The organism is Rhodococcus sp. W8901 (assembly GCF_013348805.1).
GTDB lineage: Bacteria > Actinomycetota > Actinomycetes > Mycobacteriales > Mycobacteriaceae > Prescottella.
In genome coordinates this window covers 4,471,314-4,484,798 of sequence record NZ_CP054690.1, presented here as the reverse complement: position 1 = coordinate 4,484,798, position 13,485 = coordinate 4,471,314, and the positions used below count along the sequence as shown (strand labels likewise).

19 protein-coding genes are annotated in these 13,485 nt (G+C 69.2%); 7 read left to right on the top strand and 12 right to left on the bottom strand.

Annotated elements, in window-relative coordinates:
* Window positions 1-45: 45 nt before the first annotated feature.
* A complete protein-coding gene (locus HUN07_RS20870; RefSeq protein WP_174912475.1) occupies window positions 46-927 on the bottom strand; it encodes a LysR family transcriptional regulator in 882 nt (293 codons plus the stop codon).
* A 99-nt stretch (window positions 928-1,026) separates the two neighbouring features.
* Here HUN07_RS20870 and HUN07_RS20865 point away from each other — a divergent pair, with 99 nt between their 5' ends.
* Window positions 1,027-1,425, top strand: a complete 399-nt coding sequence (locus HUN07_RS20865) for a YybH family protein (protein WP_174912472.1) — start codon at window positions 1,027-1,029, stop codon at window positions 1,423-1,425.
* A 16-nt stretch (window positions 1,426-1,441) separates the two neighbouring features.
* Here the strand turns inward: HUN07_RS20865 and HUN07_RS20860 are convergent, their stop codons facing one another.
* Genes HUN07_RS20860 through HUN07_RS20835 form a run of 6 tightly spaced genes read right to left on the bottom strand, consistent with a single transcriptional unit; the run spans window position 1,442 to window position 4,662 of the window.
* The gene (locus HUN07_RS20860) at window positions 1,442-2,086 is read right to left on the bottom strand and encodes a pentapeptide repeat-containing protein (RefSeq protein WP_174912470.1); all 645 of its coding nucleotides are present in this window, start codon (window positions 2,084-2,086) and stop codon (window positions 1,442-1,444) included.
* Between the two features lie 4 nt (window positions 2,087-2,090).
* A complete protein-coding gene (locus tag HUN07_RS20855; protein WP_174912467.1) occupies window positions 2,091-2,717 on the bottom strand; it encodes a hypothetical protein in 627 nt (208 codons plus the stop codon).
* Window positions 2,714-3,703, bottom strand: coding sequence for a DUF6286 domain-containing Asp23/Gls24 family envelope stress response protein (locus HUN07_RS20850; protein ID WP_174912464.1), 990 nt, complete (start codon window positions 3,701-3,703; stop codon window positions 2,714-2,716). Before HUN07_RS20850 ends, HUN07_RS20855 begins: the two co-directional genes overlap by 4 nt.
* The gene (locus HUN07_RS20845) at window positions 3,696-3,875 is read right to left on the bottom strand and encodes a DUF2273 domain-containing protein (RefSeq protein ID WP_114718796.1); all 180 of its coding nucleotides are present in this window, start codon (window positions 3,873-3,875) and stop codon (window positions 3,696-3,698) included. Before HUN07_RS20845 ends, HUN07_RS20850 begins: the two co-directional genes overlap by 8 nt.
* Window positions 3,872-4,189, bottom strand: a complete 318-nt coding sequence (locus tag HUN07_RS20840; protein ID WP_174912461.1) for a hypothetical protein — start codon at window positions 4,187-4,189, stop codon at window positions 3,872-3,874. The genes HUN07_RS20845 and HUN07_RS20840 overlap by 4 nt, the downstream gene beginning before the upstream one ends.
* The gene (locus tag HUN07_RS20835) at window positions 4,186-4,662 is read right to left on the bottom strand and encodes an Asp23/Gls24 family envelope stress response protein (RefSeq protein ID WP_114718798.1); all 477 of its coding nucleotides are present in this window, start codon (window positions 4,660-4,662) and stop codon (window positions 4,186-4,188) included. Before HUN07_RS20835 ends, HUN07_RS20840 begins: the two co-directional genes overlap by 4 nt.
* A gap of 155 nt (window positions 4,663-4,817) precedes the next feature.
* On the opposite strand from HUN07_RS20835, the gene HUN07_RS20830 reads away from it, so the two are divergent.
* From HUN07_RS20830 to HUN07_RS20820, 3 genes are all read left to right on the top strand, one after another.
* Entirely contained in the window at window positions 4,818-5,516 is a 699-nt protein-coding gene (locus tag HUN07_RS20830) for an SDR family NAD(P)-dependent oxidoreductase (RefSeq protein WP_174912458.1), read from the top strand.
* A gap of 101 nt (window positions 5,517-5,617) precedes the next feature.
* Window positions 5,618-6,820, top strand: a complete 1,203-nt coding sequence (locus HUN07_RS20825) for an NAD(P)/FAD-dependent oxidoreductase (RefSeq protein ID WP_174912455.1) — start codon at window positions 5,618-5,620, stop codon at window positions 6,818-6,820.
* 18 nt (window positions 6,821-6,838) lie between these two features.
* On the top strand, window positions 6,839-7,606 hold the full coding sequence (locus HUN07_RS20820; RefSeq protein WP_174912452.1) for a glutamate racemase: 768 nt from the start codon (window positions 6,839-6,841) through the stop codon (window positions 7,604-7,606).
* A 10-nt stretch (window positions 7,607-7,616) separates the two neighbouring features.
* Here the strand turns inward: HUN07_RS20820 and HUN07_RS20815 are convergent, their stop codons facing one another.
* The 5 genes from HUN07_RS20815 to mftR all read right to left on the bottom strand — a co-directional run bounded on the left by HUN07_RS20815 (window position 7,617) and on the right by mftR (window position 11,640).
* Window positions 7,617-8,225: a TetR/AcrR family transcriptional regulator gene (locus tag HUN07_RS20815; protein ID WP_174912449.1), complete on the bottom strand. Its 609-nt coding sequence runs from the start codon at window positions 8,223-8,225 to the stop codon at window positions 7,617-7,619.
* Window positions 8,226-8,370: 145 nt separating this feature from the next.
* Window positions 8,371-8,733: an SPW repeat protein gene (locus tag HUN07_RS20810; protein ID WP_174912446.1), complete on the bottom strand. Its 363-nt coding sequence runs from the start codon at window positions 8,731-8,733 to the stop codon at window positions 8,371-8,373.
* 265 nt (window positions 8,734-8,998) lie between these two features.
* Complete coding sequence (locus tag HUN07_RS20805; RefSeq protein ID WP_174912443.1) at window positions 8,999-10,054, bottom strand: ferredoxin--NADP reductase; 1,056 nt, start codon at window positions 10,052-10,054, stop codon at window positions 8,999-9,001.
* Window positions 10,055-10,205: 151 nt separating this feature from the next.
* Window positions 10,206-11,009 carry a mycofactocin oligosaccharide methyltransferase MftM gene (mftM, locus tag HUN07_RS20800; protein ID WP_174912441.1) on the bottom strand — a complete coding sequence of 268 codons (804 nt, stop codon included), beginning with the start codon at window positions 11,007-11,009 and terminating at the stop codon, window positions 10,206-10,208.
* Window positions 10,999-11,640, bottom strand: coding sequence for a mycofactocin system transcriptional regulator (mftR, locus tag HUN07_RS20795; RefSeq protein WP_174912438.1), 642 nt, complete (start codon window positions 11,638-11,640; stop codon window positions 10,999-11,001). The genes mftM and mftR overlap by 11 nt, the downstream gene beginning before the upstream one ends.
* Window positions 11,641-11,764: 124 nt before the next feature.
* Between mftR and mftA the strand changes: the two genes are divergently transcribed.
* The 3 genes from mftA (at window position 11,765) to mftC (ending at window position 13,453) form a co-directional block, all read left to right on the top strand.
* Window positions 11,765-11,866 (top strand): mycofactocin precursor MftA, encoded by a 102-nt coding sequence (gene mftA, locus HUN07_RS20790; protein ID WP_103143061.1) that lies wholly within the window; start codon window positions 11,765-11,767, stop codon window positions 11,864-11,866.
* On the top strand, window positions 11,851-12,171 hold the full coding sequence (gene mftB, locus HUN07_RS20785; protein ID WP_397484269.1) for a mycofactocin biosynthesis chaperone MftB: 321 nt from the start codon (window positions 11,851-11,853) through the stop codon (window positions 12,169-12,171). The genes mftA and mftB overlap by 16 nt, the downstream gene beginning before the upstream one ends.
* A 61-nt stretch (window positions 12,172-12,232) precedes the next feature.
* On the top strand, window positions 12,233-13,453 hold the full coding sequence (mftC, locus tag HUN07_RS20780) for a mycofactocin radical SAM maturase (RefSeq protein WP_174912435.1): 1,221 nt from the start codon (window positions 12,233-12,235) through the stop codon (window positions 13,451-13,453).
* Window positions 13,454-13,485: the final 32 nt, after the last annotated feature.

Sequence of the window (13,485 nt, the reverse complement as noted above, 5' to 3'; positions counted from 1 at the left end):
CAAGCCACTCCCACCCTGAGGCGAACAGGCCGCGGTCGGCCGGTGTCAGACGGTGGCGCCGAACGCGCGCCGGGCGTGAACCAGGAGTTCGCGCAGTGCCGGGGACGGATCCGGCTTCCACACCAGGGCCAGGACGGCATCGACAGCGACGTCGGAGACCACCCGCGATTCCAGGTCCGGATACGACGCGGCCATCGATTCGCTGAGGATCGCGACGCCCAGTCCGCGGGCCGCGAGGTCGGCCACGGTGTCGGGGGCGCTGGCCTGCAGCGCGATGTCGGGCCGGCGCCGCAGTTCCGCGCACCCCTGCTCGAGGACGGTGCGGATACCGGTGCCCATCGGCAGCGTGATCAGGGGATGTGCGCACGCGTCGGCCAGCGTCACCGACGGCAGCCGGGTCAGCGGATGACCGGTGGGCACTGCGGCGACCAGGCGCTCACTCACCAGCGTGAACGAGGCCAGATCGGCGGGCGCGCTGCCGGCAACCCCGACGAGGGCCAGCTCGATCGTGCCGCCGCGCACGCCGTCGACGAGCCGATCGGAGTTGTTCTCGGTCAGGCTCACCTCGACGCCCGGATGCGCGCGATGAAACGCGGACAGTGCGTCGAACAGTGGCGTCACGGTGCACGCCGTGACCATTCCGACCTCGAGTCGACCCCGGACCAGGTGATTGACGTCGTCGACCGCCTCACGGACGGCGCTGGCTGCGGCCAGCGCGGCGCGGGCGTGTGTGAGCGCCGCCTCGCCGGCGACGGTGAGGGTGGCAGTGCGCGTCGAGCGGTCGAACAGGGGTGCGCCGAGGTCGTTCTCGAGTTGCCGGATCTGCGCGCTGATTCCCGACTGGCTGACGTGGACGCGGGCAGCGGCGCGCGTGAAGTTGGCTTCCTCGGCGACCGCGACGAAGTATTCGAGCTGACGCAGTTCCATGACTGATAATTCTAGTTCTGAGAACAACTATCTGTTGGACTTCTCGATCCCGCCGTCGGATGCTCGATGTACCGAATCCGGTGCACGAGAGGAACAGGCATGACGAAGGCGCACACAGAGAAGGCAGTGAAGGCGGAGAAGGCAGAGAAGGCACGGACACCCGAGGACCTCACCAGACTGTTCGTCGAACGGTCCAACGCGGGCGATGCCGACGGGGTCGCCGCGCTGTACGCGGAGGACGCGGTGATGGCGTACCCGCCCGGATCGGTGACGGTGGGCCGGGACGCGATCCGCGAGCTGTGGGCGGAGGTGCTGGCGCCCGCGCCTCGTTTCGAGCCGGAACCGCCGTTGCCGACGCTCGTGAGCGGCGATCTCGCGTTGACGTCGACGCCGCCCCGGGACGGGGCGGGCGCGCGGGCGCAGGTGGTCCGCCGGCAGGCGGACGGCAGTTGGTTGCGGGTGCTCGATCAGCCGGAGTTCGTCCGGCCCACCGAATGATCGGGCGAGTGAGCGGCTAGTGGCCGGCCACCCGCAGGCCGTTCGCGGCCGCGTAGCCTACTGCCTGGTGCATCTCGATGCGCGCGCCGGTGAGCCTCGCGGAGGTCCATAGGGCGGCGTCGACGCGGGCACCTTCCAGGTCGGCGTCGTCGAGGCGCAGGTCCCCGGTGCGTGCGCCGGTCAGGTCGGCGCCGCGCAGGATCGCCTTGCGCAGGTCTGCCTTGACCAGGTTGGCCTCTCGCAACCGGCAGCCCGACAGGTCGACGCCGCGCAGGTCGATCTCACCGAGCGAGGCGAGGGTGAAGTCCACCTCCTCGAGCGTGAGCGGGCGGATTCGGGACTCCCGGATGACCGAACCCATGAAGCTCGAATGCCGAAAGATGCTGTCCCACATGCGGGTGTACTCGAAGTGGCAGTTCCGGAACGCCGATCCGCTGTGCTGTGAGCCGGTGAGATCGGCGCCGGTGAAGTCGCAGTCTGTGAACGTCACCGATTCGGTGACGAGGTTCGACATGTCGGTGTCCCGGAACGTGCAGCCGGTGTAGTTGCGGTGCTGCCAGGTCTCGCCGGCGAAGGTCGCGTCGGAGAAGTCCTCGCCGTCGAAATCCGTGCCCTCGAAGTCGGAGTCGGTGTTCGAGAGGTCGGGGCCCGTGTCACGCATGGTGTCAGTCTGCTCCACTGCCGGCGGTGGACTGCGGGCCGGGTGTGGCGGGTGCAGCCACCGGGGGGTGGTCGGCGCGGTCGAGGTGCAGCAGGATGCGAATCGCGACGTCGGCGACAGCGGTGCCGCCGAGTGCGGATGTCGTGGTGGCGGCGATCCGCTCGGACGCGCGGGTGAGCGCGGCGACGTCGGAGTGCGGATCGGCTTCGACGGTCACCTGGATCGTCGCGAGCCCACGATCCGACAGCGCACGACCCCGCGCCCGCCGCACCCCGGGCAGCTGCGCGAGTTCGGTGGCGACACCGTTCGCGATCGGGCCGAGGTCGATGGAAACGGGTGTGTCCGTCCGCGACTCGAGGAACTGGCTGGGCGAGGCGCGCCGACGGGTGAGGTCGACGGCGAGGACGACGACCGCCAGGACGAGGGAGACGCCGATGGTCACGGCGAGCGCCGCATGCCACCAGCTCTGGTCGGGGACCTCGATCAGCCGGTCACGGTCGAAATTGGCCACCGCGTCTCGGATCGCGGTCACGCCGCGGTCCCATGCGAGTGCCGTCGCTCCGGCCGCGGCGAGTGCGAGGCCGACGACGAGGACCAGGAGGCGGTTCAGTGCGGCCGCGCTGCGCTTCACGACCGTGCCTGCTTGCGGTCCGTGCGCGTCTTGACGCGCAGCTTCAGCGGGCGTCCGAGGAGTGAGAGTCCGTCTCCGACGGCGCCGACGACCGCTTCTCGCAGGTTGTCGGCATCGGATCCGGTGACGGCGGCGTCGGTGATCGCGTGAACGGTGGCGCGGCGGCGGTCCACGGTGGTGTGCGCGGACACCACGCCGGGCACGGTGCCGGCGCGCGCACTGCACATGCGGGCGACGTCGACGGGCCGCATCCACACCGTGGCGACGCCGTCGTCGGCGCGCAGCGGAACGTGGGTGCGGGTGCGCGGGGCGAGCGCGAGCAGCACGAACAGGATGCCGACGACGAGGCCGGCGAGCGCGACCGGGACCAGCCACTGCTCCCAGTGCAGGCGTCCGAGCCATTCGAACGTGTTCCGCAGCCAGGGTGCACCCGAGATGGTGCCGCGGGATATGAGCAGTTCGCGGGCGGCGACGGCGGCCAACCCGAGCAGGCCCAGCGCGATCAGGATCGCCGCGGGGACGGCGGCGGGTGCGGCGGCCGGTGGCCGCGGCGCGGTGACGGTGTCGGCGGGGGAGGGCGTCGGGCAGGCGATGTCCGAATCGCCCGGGGTGTCGGGGCCGGTGCCGGCGACGAGGACACCGAGTTGGTGCAGCGGCATTCCGGTGAGGTTCTCGACCTGTTCGCCCACCTCGTGGTGGACGCGCCGGGTCAGCTCCGCGACGTCGCACGGCCAGTGCACGCCGAGATACAGGTTGACCGACACCGACCGGGTCCCGGTGGAGACGTCGGCGCGGGGCAGTTCGCGCCCGGTGAAGCGGGTGAGCCCGCCGCCCTGCGACACGACACCGGGCACCTGGAGCGCGGCGGTGGTCGCGATCTTCGCGATCGCCCGGTCCTTGATGACCAAGCTGCCGCGTGACCCCGGTTCGTCGATCGCTGTCTGAGCCGGCGGGGCGTCGCTCGGTTCGGTGTCCGGTTCAGCCACGGCCGCGGGATCGGAGCAGGGCGCCGAGGTCGAGGTGGCCGTCGCGGTGGGCGCCGATCGCCATCCCGACCGCGCCGAGGAGCACCGCGAAGACGAAACCGCTGAAGCCGCCGAGGATTCCGGCCAGGGCCAGGAGGAGTCCCGCGATCAGTCCCATGCTTGTACTGCTCATAGTTCGGGTCCTGTCTCGTCGTCGGGGGTGTCGGTCAGGTCCTCGATCGTCACGTCCACCGGAATGCCCACGACCGCGTGGACGGCGGCGCGCACCCGTTCGGCGGTGGCGAACAGGTCGGCCGGGTACCGCACGGTGACGTGCACCGAGCAGTGGTCGTCGCCGAGCCTGACGCCGGTCACCCGGCGGCCAGGCAGATATGTGGCGATCTCGCCGAACTCGCCGCCGTGCAGTCCCGCCACCTCGGGCACCGCCAGTGTCGCCCGTGCGGCCAGCTCCGCCGGTGAGAGTGTTTGTGCGACAGGCTCGGTCACTGCACCCTCGGTTTGGCGTCGGACTCGGCGCCGGTGTCGGTCTCGTCGAAGAGCACGACGTCGAAGACGGTGATGTTGACTTCGGTGACCTCGAGGCCGGTCATGTTCTCGACCGCGGCGATGACGTTCCGGCGGATCCCGGCGGCGAGTTCGTGCAGTGCCACGCCGTACTCGGCGACGATGCCGATGTCGATCGCGGCCTGCTTCTCGCCGACCTCGACCGCGACGCCCTGCCGGTGGTCGACGCGTGCGCCGGGGATGCGGTCGCGCAGCGCCCCGACGACGCGTGCGGTGCCGCCACCCACGTCGTAGACGCCGTTGATCTCGCGGGTGGCGATGCCCGCGATCTTCGCGACCACCGCGTCCGCGATGATCGTCCTGCCTTGCGAGCTGATCAGGTCGGGCGTCCCGCTTGCCCCGAACGGGATTCGCCCGCCGCCCGCGTTCGAACCTGCACCCGGATCAGTGGTCATCGTCGCTCCTCTTACGGTGCCGTTCCCGCGTCGGCTCCGGTTCCGGTTCAACTGTAGTGACTTCTGCGTTCTCTCGGGTGCCGCGACGGGCTACGGTTCGAGCGACAGGGCATTCGAGCAGCGACGGCCGTCGCATGTCGAGAGGTGAGGGACGAATGAGCGCAACGGTATTGGTGACGGGTGGGACGGGTGGGCTGGGTGTCGCGGTGACGCGCACGCTCGCGGACGCCGGCTGGCGCGTCGTCGTGCCGTGGCACTCGGCGGGCGCGGCGGAGCGGCTCGGCAGTCATCCGGCCGTCGTGCCGGTTCGTGCGGACCTGCTCGATGCGGACAGCGTCGCCGAGGTGGTCGGTGTCGCGACCTCCGACGCGGACGCACCACTGACGGCCGTTGCGAACCTGGTCGGCGGTTTCGCGATGGGCAAGCGATTGCACGAGACGCCGGTCGAGGACTTCCAGTCGATGTTGCGCCTGAATCTGCGTCCGCTCTATCTCACGACGCAGGCCGCGGTGCCGCACCTGATCGAGGCCGGGGGTGGCTCGATCGTGACGGTGTCGAGCAAGGCGGCCTTCGCGCCGTTCTCCGGCGCCTCGGCCTATGTGACGTCGAAGGCCGCGGTGTGGGCGCTGACCAGCGCTCTGGCGGTCGAGTACGCCCGCGACGGGATCCGCGCCAACGCGGTCCTGCCGTCGATGATCGACACCCCGGCGAACCGGGCGGATCAGCCCGGCGCCGACCGCAGCGGCTGGGTCTCGCCCGAGCGGATAGCGGAGGTCGTCGCGTTCCTGTGCAGCGACGCATCGGCGGCGATCACAGGTGCGCAGGTGCCGGTGCCGGGTGTCGCGGAGCGCTGAGGCCCGTGAACGGCGGGTACCCGTCCGCGGCTCGGATTTGGTAAGAACATGTTCTAGTTTGGTGGGTAGGTCCCGCACCGGGTGATGGAGGGTTGGCAGGCATGTCCAGTAACGAGAACACCGTGGGTCCGGTCGTGATCGTCGGGGCCGGTCTGGCCGCCGTCCGCGCCGCCGAGGAACTGCGTCAGTCGGGCTACGACGGTGAGCTGGTGATCGTCGGCGACGAGCCGCACCTGCCGTATGACCGGCCGCCGCTGTCGAAGGAAGTGGTGCGTGGCGAGAACGACGACACGACGCTGCGGCCGCGGGAGTTCTTCGACGAGCAACGGATCGACCTGCGTCTCGGCGCCGCCGCGACGGGCCTCGACCGGGAGAACCGCACGGTCTCGCTGTCGGACGGGACCGAGATCGCATACGGCGACCTGGTGATCGCGACCGGCCTGACCCCGCGCCGCATTCCGGGCCTGCCGGAACTGGACGGCGTCCACGTCCTGCGTTCGGTCGACGAGAGCCGCGCGCTGCGTGCAGACCTGTGCGAGGGGGCCCGGGCCCTGGTCGTCGGCGCCGGCTTCATCGGGTGCGAGCTGGCCGCGAGCATGCGCGGCCTCGGGTTGGACGTCGTGCTGGTCGAGCCGCAGCCCGCGCCGCTCGCGTCGGTGCTGGGGGAGCAGGTGGGCGCGCTGGTCGGGCGCATGCACCGCGACGAGGGCGTCGACGTCCGCGCCGGCGTGGGGCTCGCGTCCCTCACCGGCGACGGCCGGGTCAGCGGCGCGGTGCTGTCCGACGGCACGGAACTCGACGTCGACGTCGTCGCGATCGGTATCGGCTCGGTGCCGGTCACCGGTTGGCTCGAGGGCTCGGGGGTCGCGCTCGGCAACGGCGTGCTGTGCGACGAGGTGGGCCGGACCGACGATCCGCACGTGTGGGCCATCGGTGACGTCGCCGCGTGGCGTCACGAGACGGGCGGTCACAAGCGCGTCGAACACTGGAGCAACGCCGGTGACCAGGCGAAAATCCTCGCGGGTGCGCTCACCGGTACCGGCGACCCGGACGCGCCGGCGCAGGTTCCGTACTTCTGGAGCGACCAGTACGGGCTCAAGATCCAGGCCCTGGGCACCGTCTCGGCCGACGACGACGTCCACGTGATCAAGGACGACGGGCGCAAGTTCGTCGTGTACTACTCGCGCGGCGGCGCGCTGACCGCGGTCGTCGGTGCCGGATCGGCCGGCGCGGTGATGAAGATGCGCGCGAAGATCGCGTCGGGCGTACCGATCGGGGAACTGCTCGAGTCCGCTCCTGCCTGACCCGGCTAGATTTGTCGGGTGATCGTTGCGCTCATCGACTCGGGTCTCGGACTGCTTCCGACGTCTGCGTGGCTGCGTCGGTTGCGGCCGGATCTGGATCTGATGCTGTCGCTCGACCCGGAGAACGCGCCGTGGGGACCGCGGGACGAGCAGTGGGTGATCGACCGGGTGGTCGGCACCGCGCGCCGGGCGGTCGACCGGGGTGCCGAGGTGGTGGTGCTGCCGTGCAACACCGCGAGCGTCACCGCGCTCGACCATGTGCGCGCCGACCTCGGCGACGGCATCCCCGTCATCGGCACGGTGCCGGCGATCAAGCCGGCGGCCGCGGTGTGCGATTCGGTCGCCATCTGGGCCACCGCCGCGACCACGGCGAGCGCCTACCAGGCGAATCTGGTCGAGGAGTTCGCGAACGGCAGCTCGGTGGTGGGCGTCGCGTGCCACGGTCTGGCCGACGCGATCGATCTCGGTGACGTCGAGGCCGCGCGGGCGGCCATCGCGTCCGCGGCGGCCCGCACGCCAGACGACGTCAGCGGTGTCGTGCTCGGGTGTACCCACTATCCGCTCGTCGCGGACGAGATCGCCGCACACCTGCCCGACGGGGTCGTGCTGTTCGACAGCGCCGAGGCTGTCGCGGCACAGACACTGCGCCGCATCGATGCGCTCGGACGCGACACGACCGGGCAGGGAACCGTCGAAGTCCTACTGAGTGGGACCATGGGCGAGCTGCCGGTCAGTGCCGCCGCGTTCGATGCCGGACGGCTCCTGCTCGCCGCGCCCTCGCGCTGATCCGGTCGCGTCAGCCGAGCTGGACCATCCCGGCTGCCACCACCCGGGCAACGCTGCCCAACTCGTCGCCGGGGCGCCGCAGGACGTCGTCGAGGTCGCGCGTCCGGTCATTGCGGGCGGCCGAGAACATCGCCGCGACCCACGCGTTCGCGCAGGCCCGCAGGGTTCCCGGCTGCACCGGGCCGGCGGCACTGGCCTGCAACACGCGGACCGTCGCGTCGTGCAGATACGAGCGGAATCGTCGCAGGTGGTCACGGATGTCCGGGTGCGTCTCGGCCTCCCGCAAGATGATCACCCGCATCAGCGACGAGTGATCGTCACGCAGGTTGAGAGCGTTGTCGAGGTTGACCAGGCTGGTCGCCGGGTCGCCGGGCGCGACGAGGGGGTCGACGTCTTCGAGTGGCTCGGCGGGCAACCGTTCGGCCAGCAGCGCGGTGAGGATGTCGGCCTTGGTTGCGAAGTAGTAGAAGATCAGGCCCTTGGGCACCCCGGCGGCCGCGGCCACTGCGGCGGTCGAGGTGGCGTCGAATCCACGCTCCGCGATCAGCGATTCCGCGGCGTCGAGGATCTTCTCGCGTGCGTCACCGTCGATCTTGGCGCTGCGCCGTCGCTGCGGCATCGGGGGTCTCCGGTAGCACGTCGGTGGGGTGAGGGCTTCGGCCCCCACCCCACCGACGTTTCGTGAGGTTGTCGGATGTGCGTTCGTTTCGTTTGTCGGTGCCTGTCGGTGCTTGACGGTGCTTGTCGGTGCTTGTCCGCGTATCTCAGTGCGCGGCGACACCGCCGTGTCCGTGCATCCGGGCACTCATCGCCGGCAACCCGGCGACGGCGACCACCACGGTCAGTGCTCCGACCACCCAGGCCGTCCACGATGCCCCGGTCATCGAGCTGAAGTTCATGACCCACGGGGAGATGAACATCAGGACGCCGAACACGCCCATCGCGTAGTCGACCGCGGCCATCCCGGGCCGCGCCATGCTCGCCAGGCCGGCCAGGGCGACGAGCACACCGAGCACGATCAGCGACCACCGGGCGCCGCTGTCGGTGGCGATCCACAACGGTGAGAGGGCGGCGTAGGCGCCGATGATGACAGCCGCGTAGTCCTGCCAACGAGTTGATGCCTTCATGTCCAGCCTCCTCGGAAAGGATTGTGTCCTCACCTCAGTGTCACGCTGACTGACCGGCCGATCAATATGTCCGGATTGCACTCTTGTTGCAGGATTGTGCAGTTCAGGGCACGAAACGGTGACCGAATGTCACATGGGTCCAGTTGGACTGAACCGATGTGACATTCGGCCTCGAGCAGGACGGCGCCGGACACCGCCGGAAAGCGAGAGGCCCGACCCCACCGGACGGTGGAATCGGGCCTCTCGGAAGGACTCGAGCCGAGTATCAGAACTCGATCTTGAGGTGATCGCTCACCGGCTTGGCCTGGCAGCCCAGGATGTAGCCGTTGTCGATGTCCTCCTGGTCGAGGACGCCGGCGTGATCCATGGACACCTCGCCCTCACGGACGGTGCAGGCGCACGAACCGCACTCGCCCTCCTGGCAGGAGTACGGCACGTCCAGGCCCTTCGACAGCATGACGTCGACGAGGGTCTGCTTGCGCGGCCACGCGAAGCTGTGGGTCTCGCCGTCCAGCTCGATCTCGACGGTCGCGGCGTCGGCGGCCTCTTCCTCGGAGACCTCCTCGAGCTCGACGTCCTTGAACGGGTCGCCGGCGAGGGAGTTGAACACCTCGGCGTGGACCTGCGCGCGCGGCATTCCGGCGTCGGCCAGGGCGGCGTGGATGGTGTCCATGAACGGGCCGGGGCCGCACATGAAGGCCTCGTGCGACGTGAACGGGGCCGCGAGCGTCGCGAACTGCGCGGCCGACGGCAGGCCCTGCAGGCTCACGATCCAGTGGATGATCGTGAGGCGGTCGGCGTACTTGGCGGCCAGCTCGCGCAGCTCGGCCGCGAAGATCACCGAGCTCTCGTCGTTGTTGGCGTAGACGAGGACGACCTTGCCCTTGCCCTCGGTCAGCGCCGACTTGAGGATCGACATCACCGGGGTGATGCCGCTGCCCGCGCCGAACAGCAGGAAGTCGTGGTCGAGCGACTTCGGGGTGAAGACGCCCGACGGCGGCAGCACCTCGATCTGGTCACCGACGGAGACGTTGTCGCAGAGCCAGTTGGAGCCGTAGCCCTCGGCGGTCCGCTTGACGGTGACCTTGGGCGCGTCGTCGGTGAACGGCGAGCTCGCGAGGGAGTAGCAGCGGGCGACCGAGCCGGTCAGGTCGCTCGGGATGCGCAGCGTCAGGAACTGGCCGGGCTTGTACTGGAACTTGCTCCTCATGTCCGCGGGGACGTCGAAGACCAGCGACCGCGAATCGGGGGTCTCCTCGATCACCCCGGACACGGTGAGCACCGCGGATCGAGAGCTGTGCGGCACGTCGATAGTGGTCATGCGAACTCTGGTCCTCTCGTGGATCAGTTTAGAACGTGTTCTAGTTTCAGCGTAGCAGCGTAGCGACGCTACCGGGGCGATGGTAATTCTCCGCTTCCGGCTCCCGCTGATCGGGAGCGTTCTCGAGCGCGATATCGGGGTTCTCGAGAAATCAGGCCTCGAGGACCAGCCACCCACCGTGGTGGTCGAAGACCTCGAAGGGGCGACCCGTGGATCTGCCGAGTTCGCGGAGGGCGTCGGCGTCGAACGTGCGGACGTGGCCGTGGCAGGCGGTGGCCTCGTCCTCGTACGGGACCGCGACCACGACGCGCTCACGGGCGATGCGCAGGGCCTCGGCGAGCACGGCGGCGCCCGTCGCGGGATCGACGTGCTCGAGCAGGTGGACCGCGGTGACGGTGTCGGCGCTGTCGTCGGGCGCCGGGACGTTCGCGGCGTCGCACACGAGGGTCGAGATCGGGATGCCGAGGCGGGGCGCGACCGCGTCGAGCAGCGTCATGGTGCCCGGCAGGATGTCGGTCGCGGTGACCGGGACGCCCGCGCGGGCCAGGCGCAGCGGCAGGAACCCGAAGCAGGAGCCCAGGTCGAGGACGCTCCCGCGGACCAGTTCGGCCGCCTTGTCGTGGATCGGCGCGAAGTCCGCGGTGCCGTCGAGGAGTTCCTCGAGCGAGTTGCGGTAGTAGACGGTCCACGACTCGAGGGCGTCCGGCACGGTGGAGCGGACCAGGCCCACCATCGTGAGCTCGAACTCCGTCTGGCCGAAGTCGGCGTCCCCGATCGATGCGGTGACCTCGGCGACCAGTCGTTCGCTGAGGGCCTCGGGGCCCAGTGCGTGCCGGACGTGCAGGGAATCCCCGCTCCGGGTCAGTGTGATCGGCCCGCTCGGGATGCGTTCGACGGTGACATGGTCGTGCGACCACAGGCCCGGGGCGCAGGGGGCGAGCGAATCAAGCGTCATGGTGGGCGGCCCCGTTCAGGAGTGGTTCGTGCAGGTCGGCGAGGCCGGTGTAGAGCACCCGGCTGCCCTGGGCGATGAGGTCGATCAGGTCGAGCGACTCGTCGGTCAGCCACGTCTCGTACGCCCCGAGTGCGACGCCGAGCAGCAGGTAGCCGACCGTCTTGGGGAGCTGATCGGTGGGCGCGAGCCCCAGTCTCCCGGCGACGTATTCGGCGATCACCTTGCGCCAGCCGTCGTACATCACCACCGAGTACGCCTGCAGCGCCGGCACGACGAAGATCAGTTCCATGCGCCGACGGTGACCGGCCGCGACCTCGGGCGGAAATGTGTTGAACGCCAGCACGGCCGAGACGAGGCTGTCGAGGATGGACATGTCGTCCGGCATTTCCGCGAGCAGGGTGCGCATCTCCGACATGTGCGCGTCGAAGTCGCCCCACGGCACCGCGTTCTTGGACGGGAAGTACCGGAAGAACGTGCGTCGCGCGATTCCCGCCGCTTCGGCGATGTCGTCGACGCTGGTGTCGTCGAACCCGCGGGCAGCGAACAGGTCGATGCCGACCGCCGCGATGCGGTCACGTGTCGTGGTCGGTCTCCTACCGATCCGCGACGACGGGCTCCTGCGAGTTCGCACCTGTGTGGCCTCCTTCACTAGTCATTGTGCACCCGATGCCATTACAGTGGTGAGTCGAGTCACAGTGAAGACGTCACTATGACCGCAGACTCCGCTCCTGGGGTCCGAATTGGAGGAGGAATCGATGTCCGATCGCGACAGTGTCATTTCTGCCAACGAGAGCTCGCTCGTCGAGGAGTCCCTCGTCGAAGAGGTTTCCATCGACGGTATGTGCGGCGTGTACTGATCGTGTCCACACCAGCCGCCGGCAATAGCTCGTCGGCCGGCACGATCGATCTCGACGCGGCGTGGAAGCTTCACCCGCAGGTGGCGCTGCGCCCCGAACCTTTCGGGGCGCTGCTCTACCACTTCGGAACGCGCAAGCTCTCGTTCCTGAAGAACCGGACCATCGTCGCGATCGTCGAATCCCTGCCGGAGCACCCGGACGTCCGGGCCGCTCTGTCGGCTCAGGGCATCGAGGAGGATGCGGCCCGGCCGTACCTGCGCGCCCTCGAGACCCTGGCCGACTCGCACATGATCGTGCCGTCCTGATCTCTGCCTCATCTCCACACATGCACCCAACCAGACATCCCCGATGTGAGGACGCAGCCCCATGACCTCAGTTCTCGAGCCGCCCGCCCCTGCCGTGGGTCGACTAGTCGACCAGTTCGAACTCGGTCTCGACGCGCCGATCTGCCTCACGTGGGAACTCACCTACGCCTGCAACCTGTCCTGTGTGCACTGCCTGTCGTCCTCGGGGCGCCGGGATCCGCGTGAGCTGTCCACGGAGCAGTGCAAGTCGATCATCGACGAACTGCAGCGCATGCAGGTGTTCTACGTCAACATCGGTGGCGGTGAGCCCACCGTGCGTTCCGACTTCTGGGAGCTCGTCGACTACGCGACCGAGCACCAGGTGGGCGTGAAGTTCTCCACCAACGGCGTCAAGATCGACAAGAAGGTGGCACAGCGCCTCGCGTCGAGCGACTACGTCGACGTCCAGATCTCCCTCGACGGTGCGACCGCCGAGGTGAACGACGCGGTGCGCGGCCCGGGTTCGTTCGCGATGGCCGTCCGTGCGCTGGAGAACCTGGCCGAGGCCGGGTTCAAGGACGCGAAGATCTCGGTCGTCGTCACGCGCCAGAACGTGAGCCAGCTCGACGACTTCAAGGCGCTCGCCGACAAGTACGGTGCGACGCTGCGCATTACGCGACTTCGTCCGTCCGGCCGTGGCGCCGACGTGTGGGACGAGTTGCATCCCACCCAGGAGCAGCAGCGCGAGCTGTACAACTGGCTGGTCGCGAACGGCGAGGGCGTGCTCACGGGTGACTCGTTCTTCCACCTGTCCGCGTACGGTGACGCACTGCCGGGGCTGAACCTGTGCGGCGCCGGCCGTGTCGTGTGCCTGATCGATCCGATCGGCGACGTCTACGCGTGCCCGTTCGCGATCCACGACCAGTTCCTCGCCGGAAACATCGTCTCCGACGGCGGTTTCCAGCAGGTGTGGCAGCACTCGGAGCTGTTCCAGGATCTGCGGTCGCCGCAGACCGGGGGCGCATGCGCCAAGTGCGACCACTACGACTCCTGCCGCGGCGGCTGCATGGCGGCCAAGTTCTTCACGGGCCTGCCGATGGACGGCCCGGACCCCGAGTGCGTCCAGGGCTACGGAGAGTCGGCACTCGCGGCCGACCGCAGCGTGCCCAAGTCCAGCCAGGACCATTCGCGGACCGGAAAACGCGCCGAGCGTCGCACGCCGAAGGCACCGGTTCCGCTCACCCTGCTCATGCGTCCGCCGGCCAAGATCTGTGATGAAAACCCGCTTGCCGGAATGGAATAGACGAACAATATCTACCGCAGTACGAGAGGTTT

What these genes read in the sequence shown, in the direction of transcription:
- HUN07_RS20845 (WP_114718796.1), bottom strand. Translation starts at nt 3,875, where the DNA reads ATGAGCAGTACAAGCATGGGACTGATCGCGGGACTCCTCCTGGCCCTG.
- mftA (WP_103143061.1), top strand. Translation starts at nt 11,765, where the DNA reads ATGTCCGATCGCGACAGTGTCATTTCTGCCAACGAGAGCTCGCTCGTC.
- HUN07_RS20870 (WP_174912475.1), bottom strand. Translation starts at nt 927, where the DNA reads ATGGAACTGCGTCAGCTCGAATACTTCGTCGCGGTCGCCGAGGAAGCC.
- mftC (WP_174912435.1), top strand. Translation starts at nt 12,233, where the DNA reads ATGACCTCAGTTCTCGAGCCGCCCGCCCCTGCCGTGGGTCGACTAGTC.
- HUN07_RS20860 (WP_174912470.1), bottom strand. Translation starts at nt 2,086, where the DNA reads ATGCGTGACACGGGCCCCGACCTCTCGAACACCGACTCCGACTTCGAG.
- HUN07_RS20810 (WP_174912446.1), bottom strand. Translation starts at nt 8,733, where the DNA reads ATGAAGGCATCAACTCGTTGGCAGGACTACGCGGCTGTCATCATCGGC.
- HUN07_RS20865 (WP_174912472.1), top strand. Translation starts at nt 1,027, where the DNA reads ATGACGAAGGCGCACACAGAGAAGGCAGTGAAGGCGGAGAAGGCAGAG.
- HUN07_RS20835 (WP_114718798.1), bottom strand. Translation starts at nt 4,662, where the DNA reads ATGACCACTGATCCGGGTGCAGGTTCGAACGCGGGCGGCGGGCGAATC.
- HUN07_RS20825 (WP_174912455.1), top strand. Translation starts at nt 5,618, where the DNA reads ATGTCCAGTAACGAGAACACCGTGGGTCCGGTCGTGATCGTCGGGGCC.
- HUN07_RS20830 (WP_174912458.1), top strand. Translation starts at nt 4,818, where the DNA reads ATGAGCGCAACGGTATTGGTGACGGGTGGGACGGGTGGGCTGGGTGTC.
- mftM (WP_174912441.1), bottom strand. Translation starts at nt 11,009, where the DNA reads ATGACGCTTGATTCGCTCGCCCCCTGCGCCCCGGGCCTGTGGTCGCAC.
- HUN07_RS20805 (WP_174912443.1), bottom strand. Translation starts at nt 10,054, where the DNA reads ATGACCACTATCGACGTGCCGCACAGCTCTCGATCCGCGGTGCTCACC.
- HUN07_RS20815 (WP_174912449.1), bottom strand. Translation starts at nt 8,225, where the DNA reads ATGCCGCAGCGACGGCGCAGCGCCAAGATCGACGGTGACGCACGCGAG.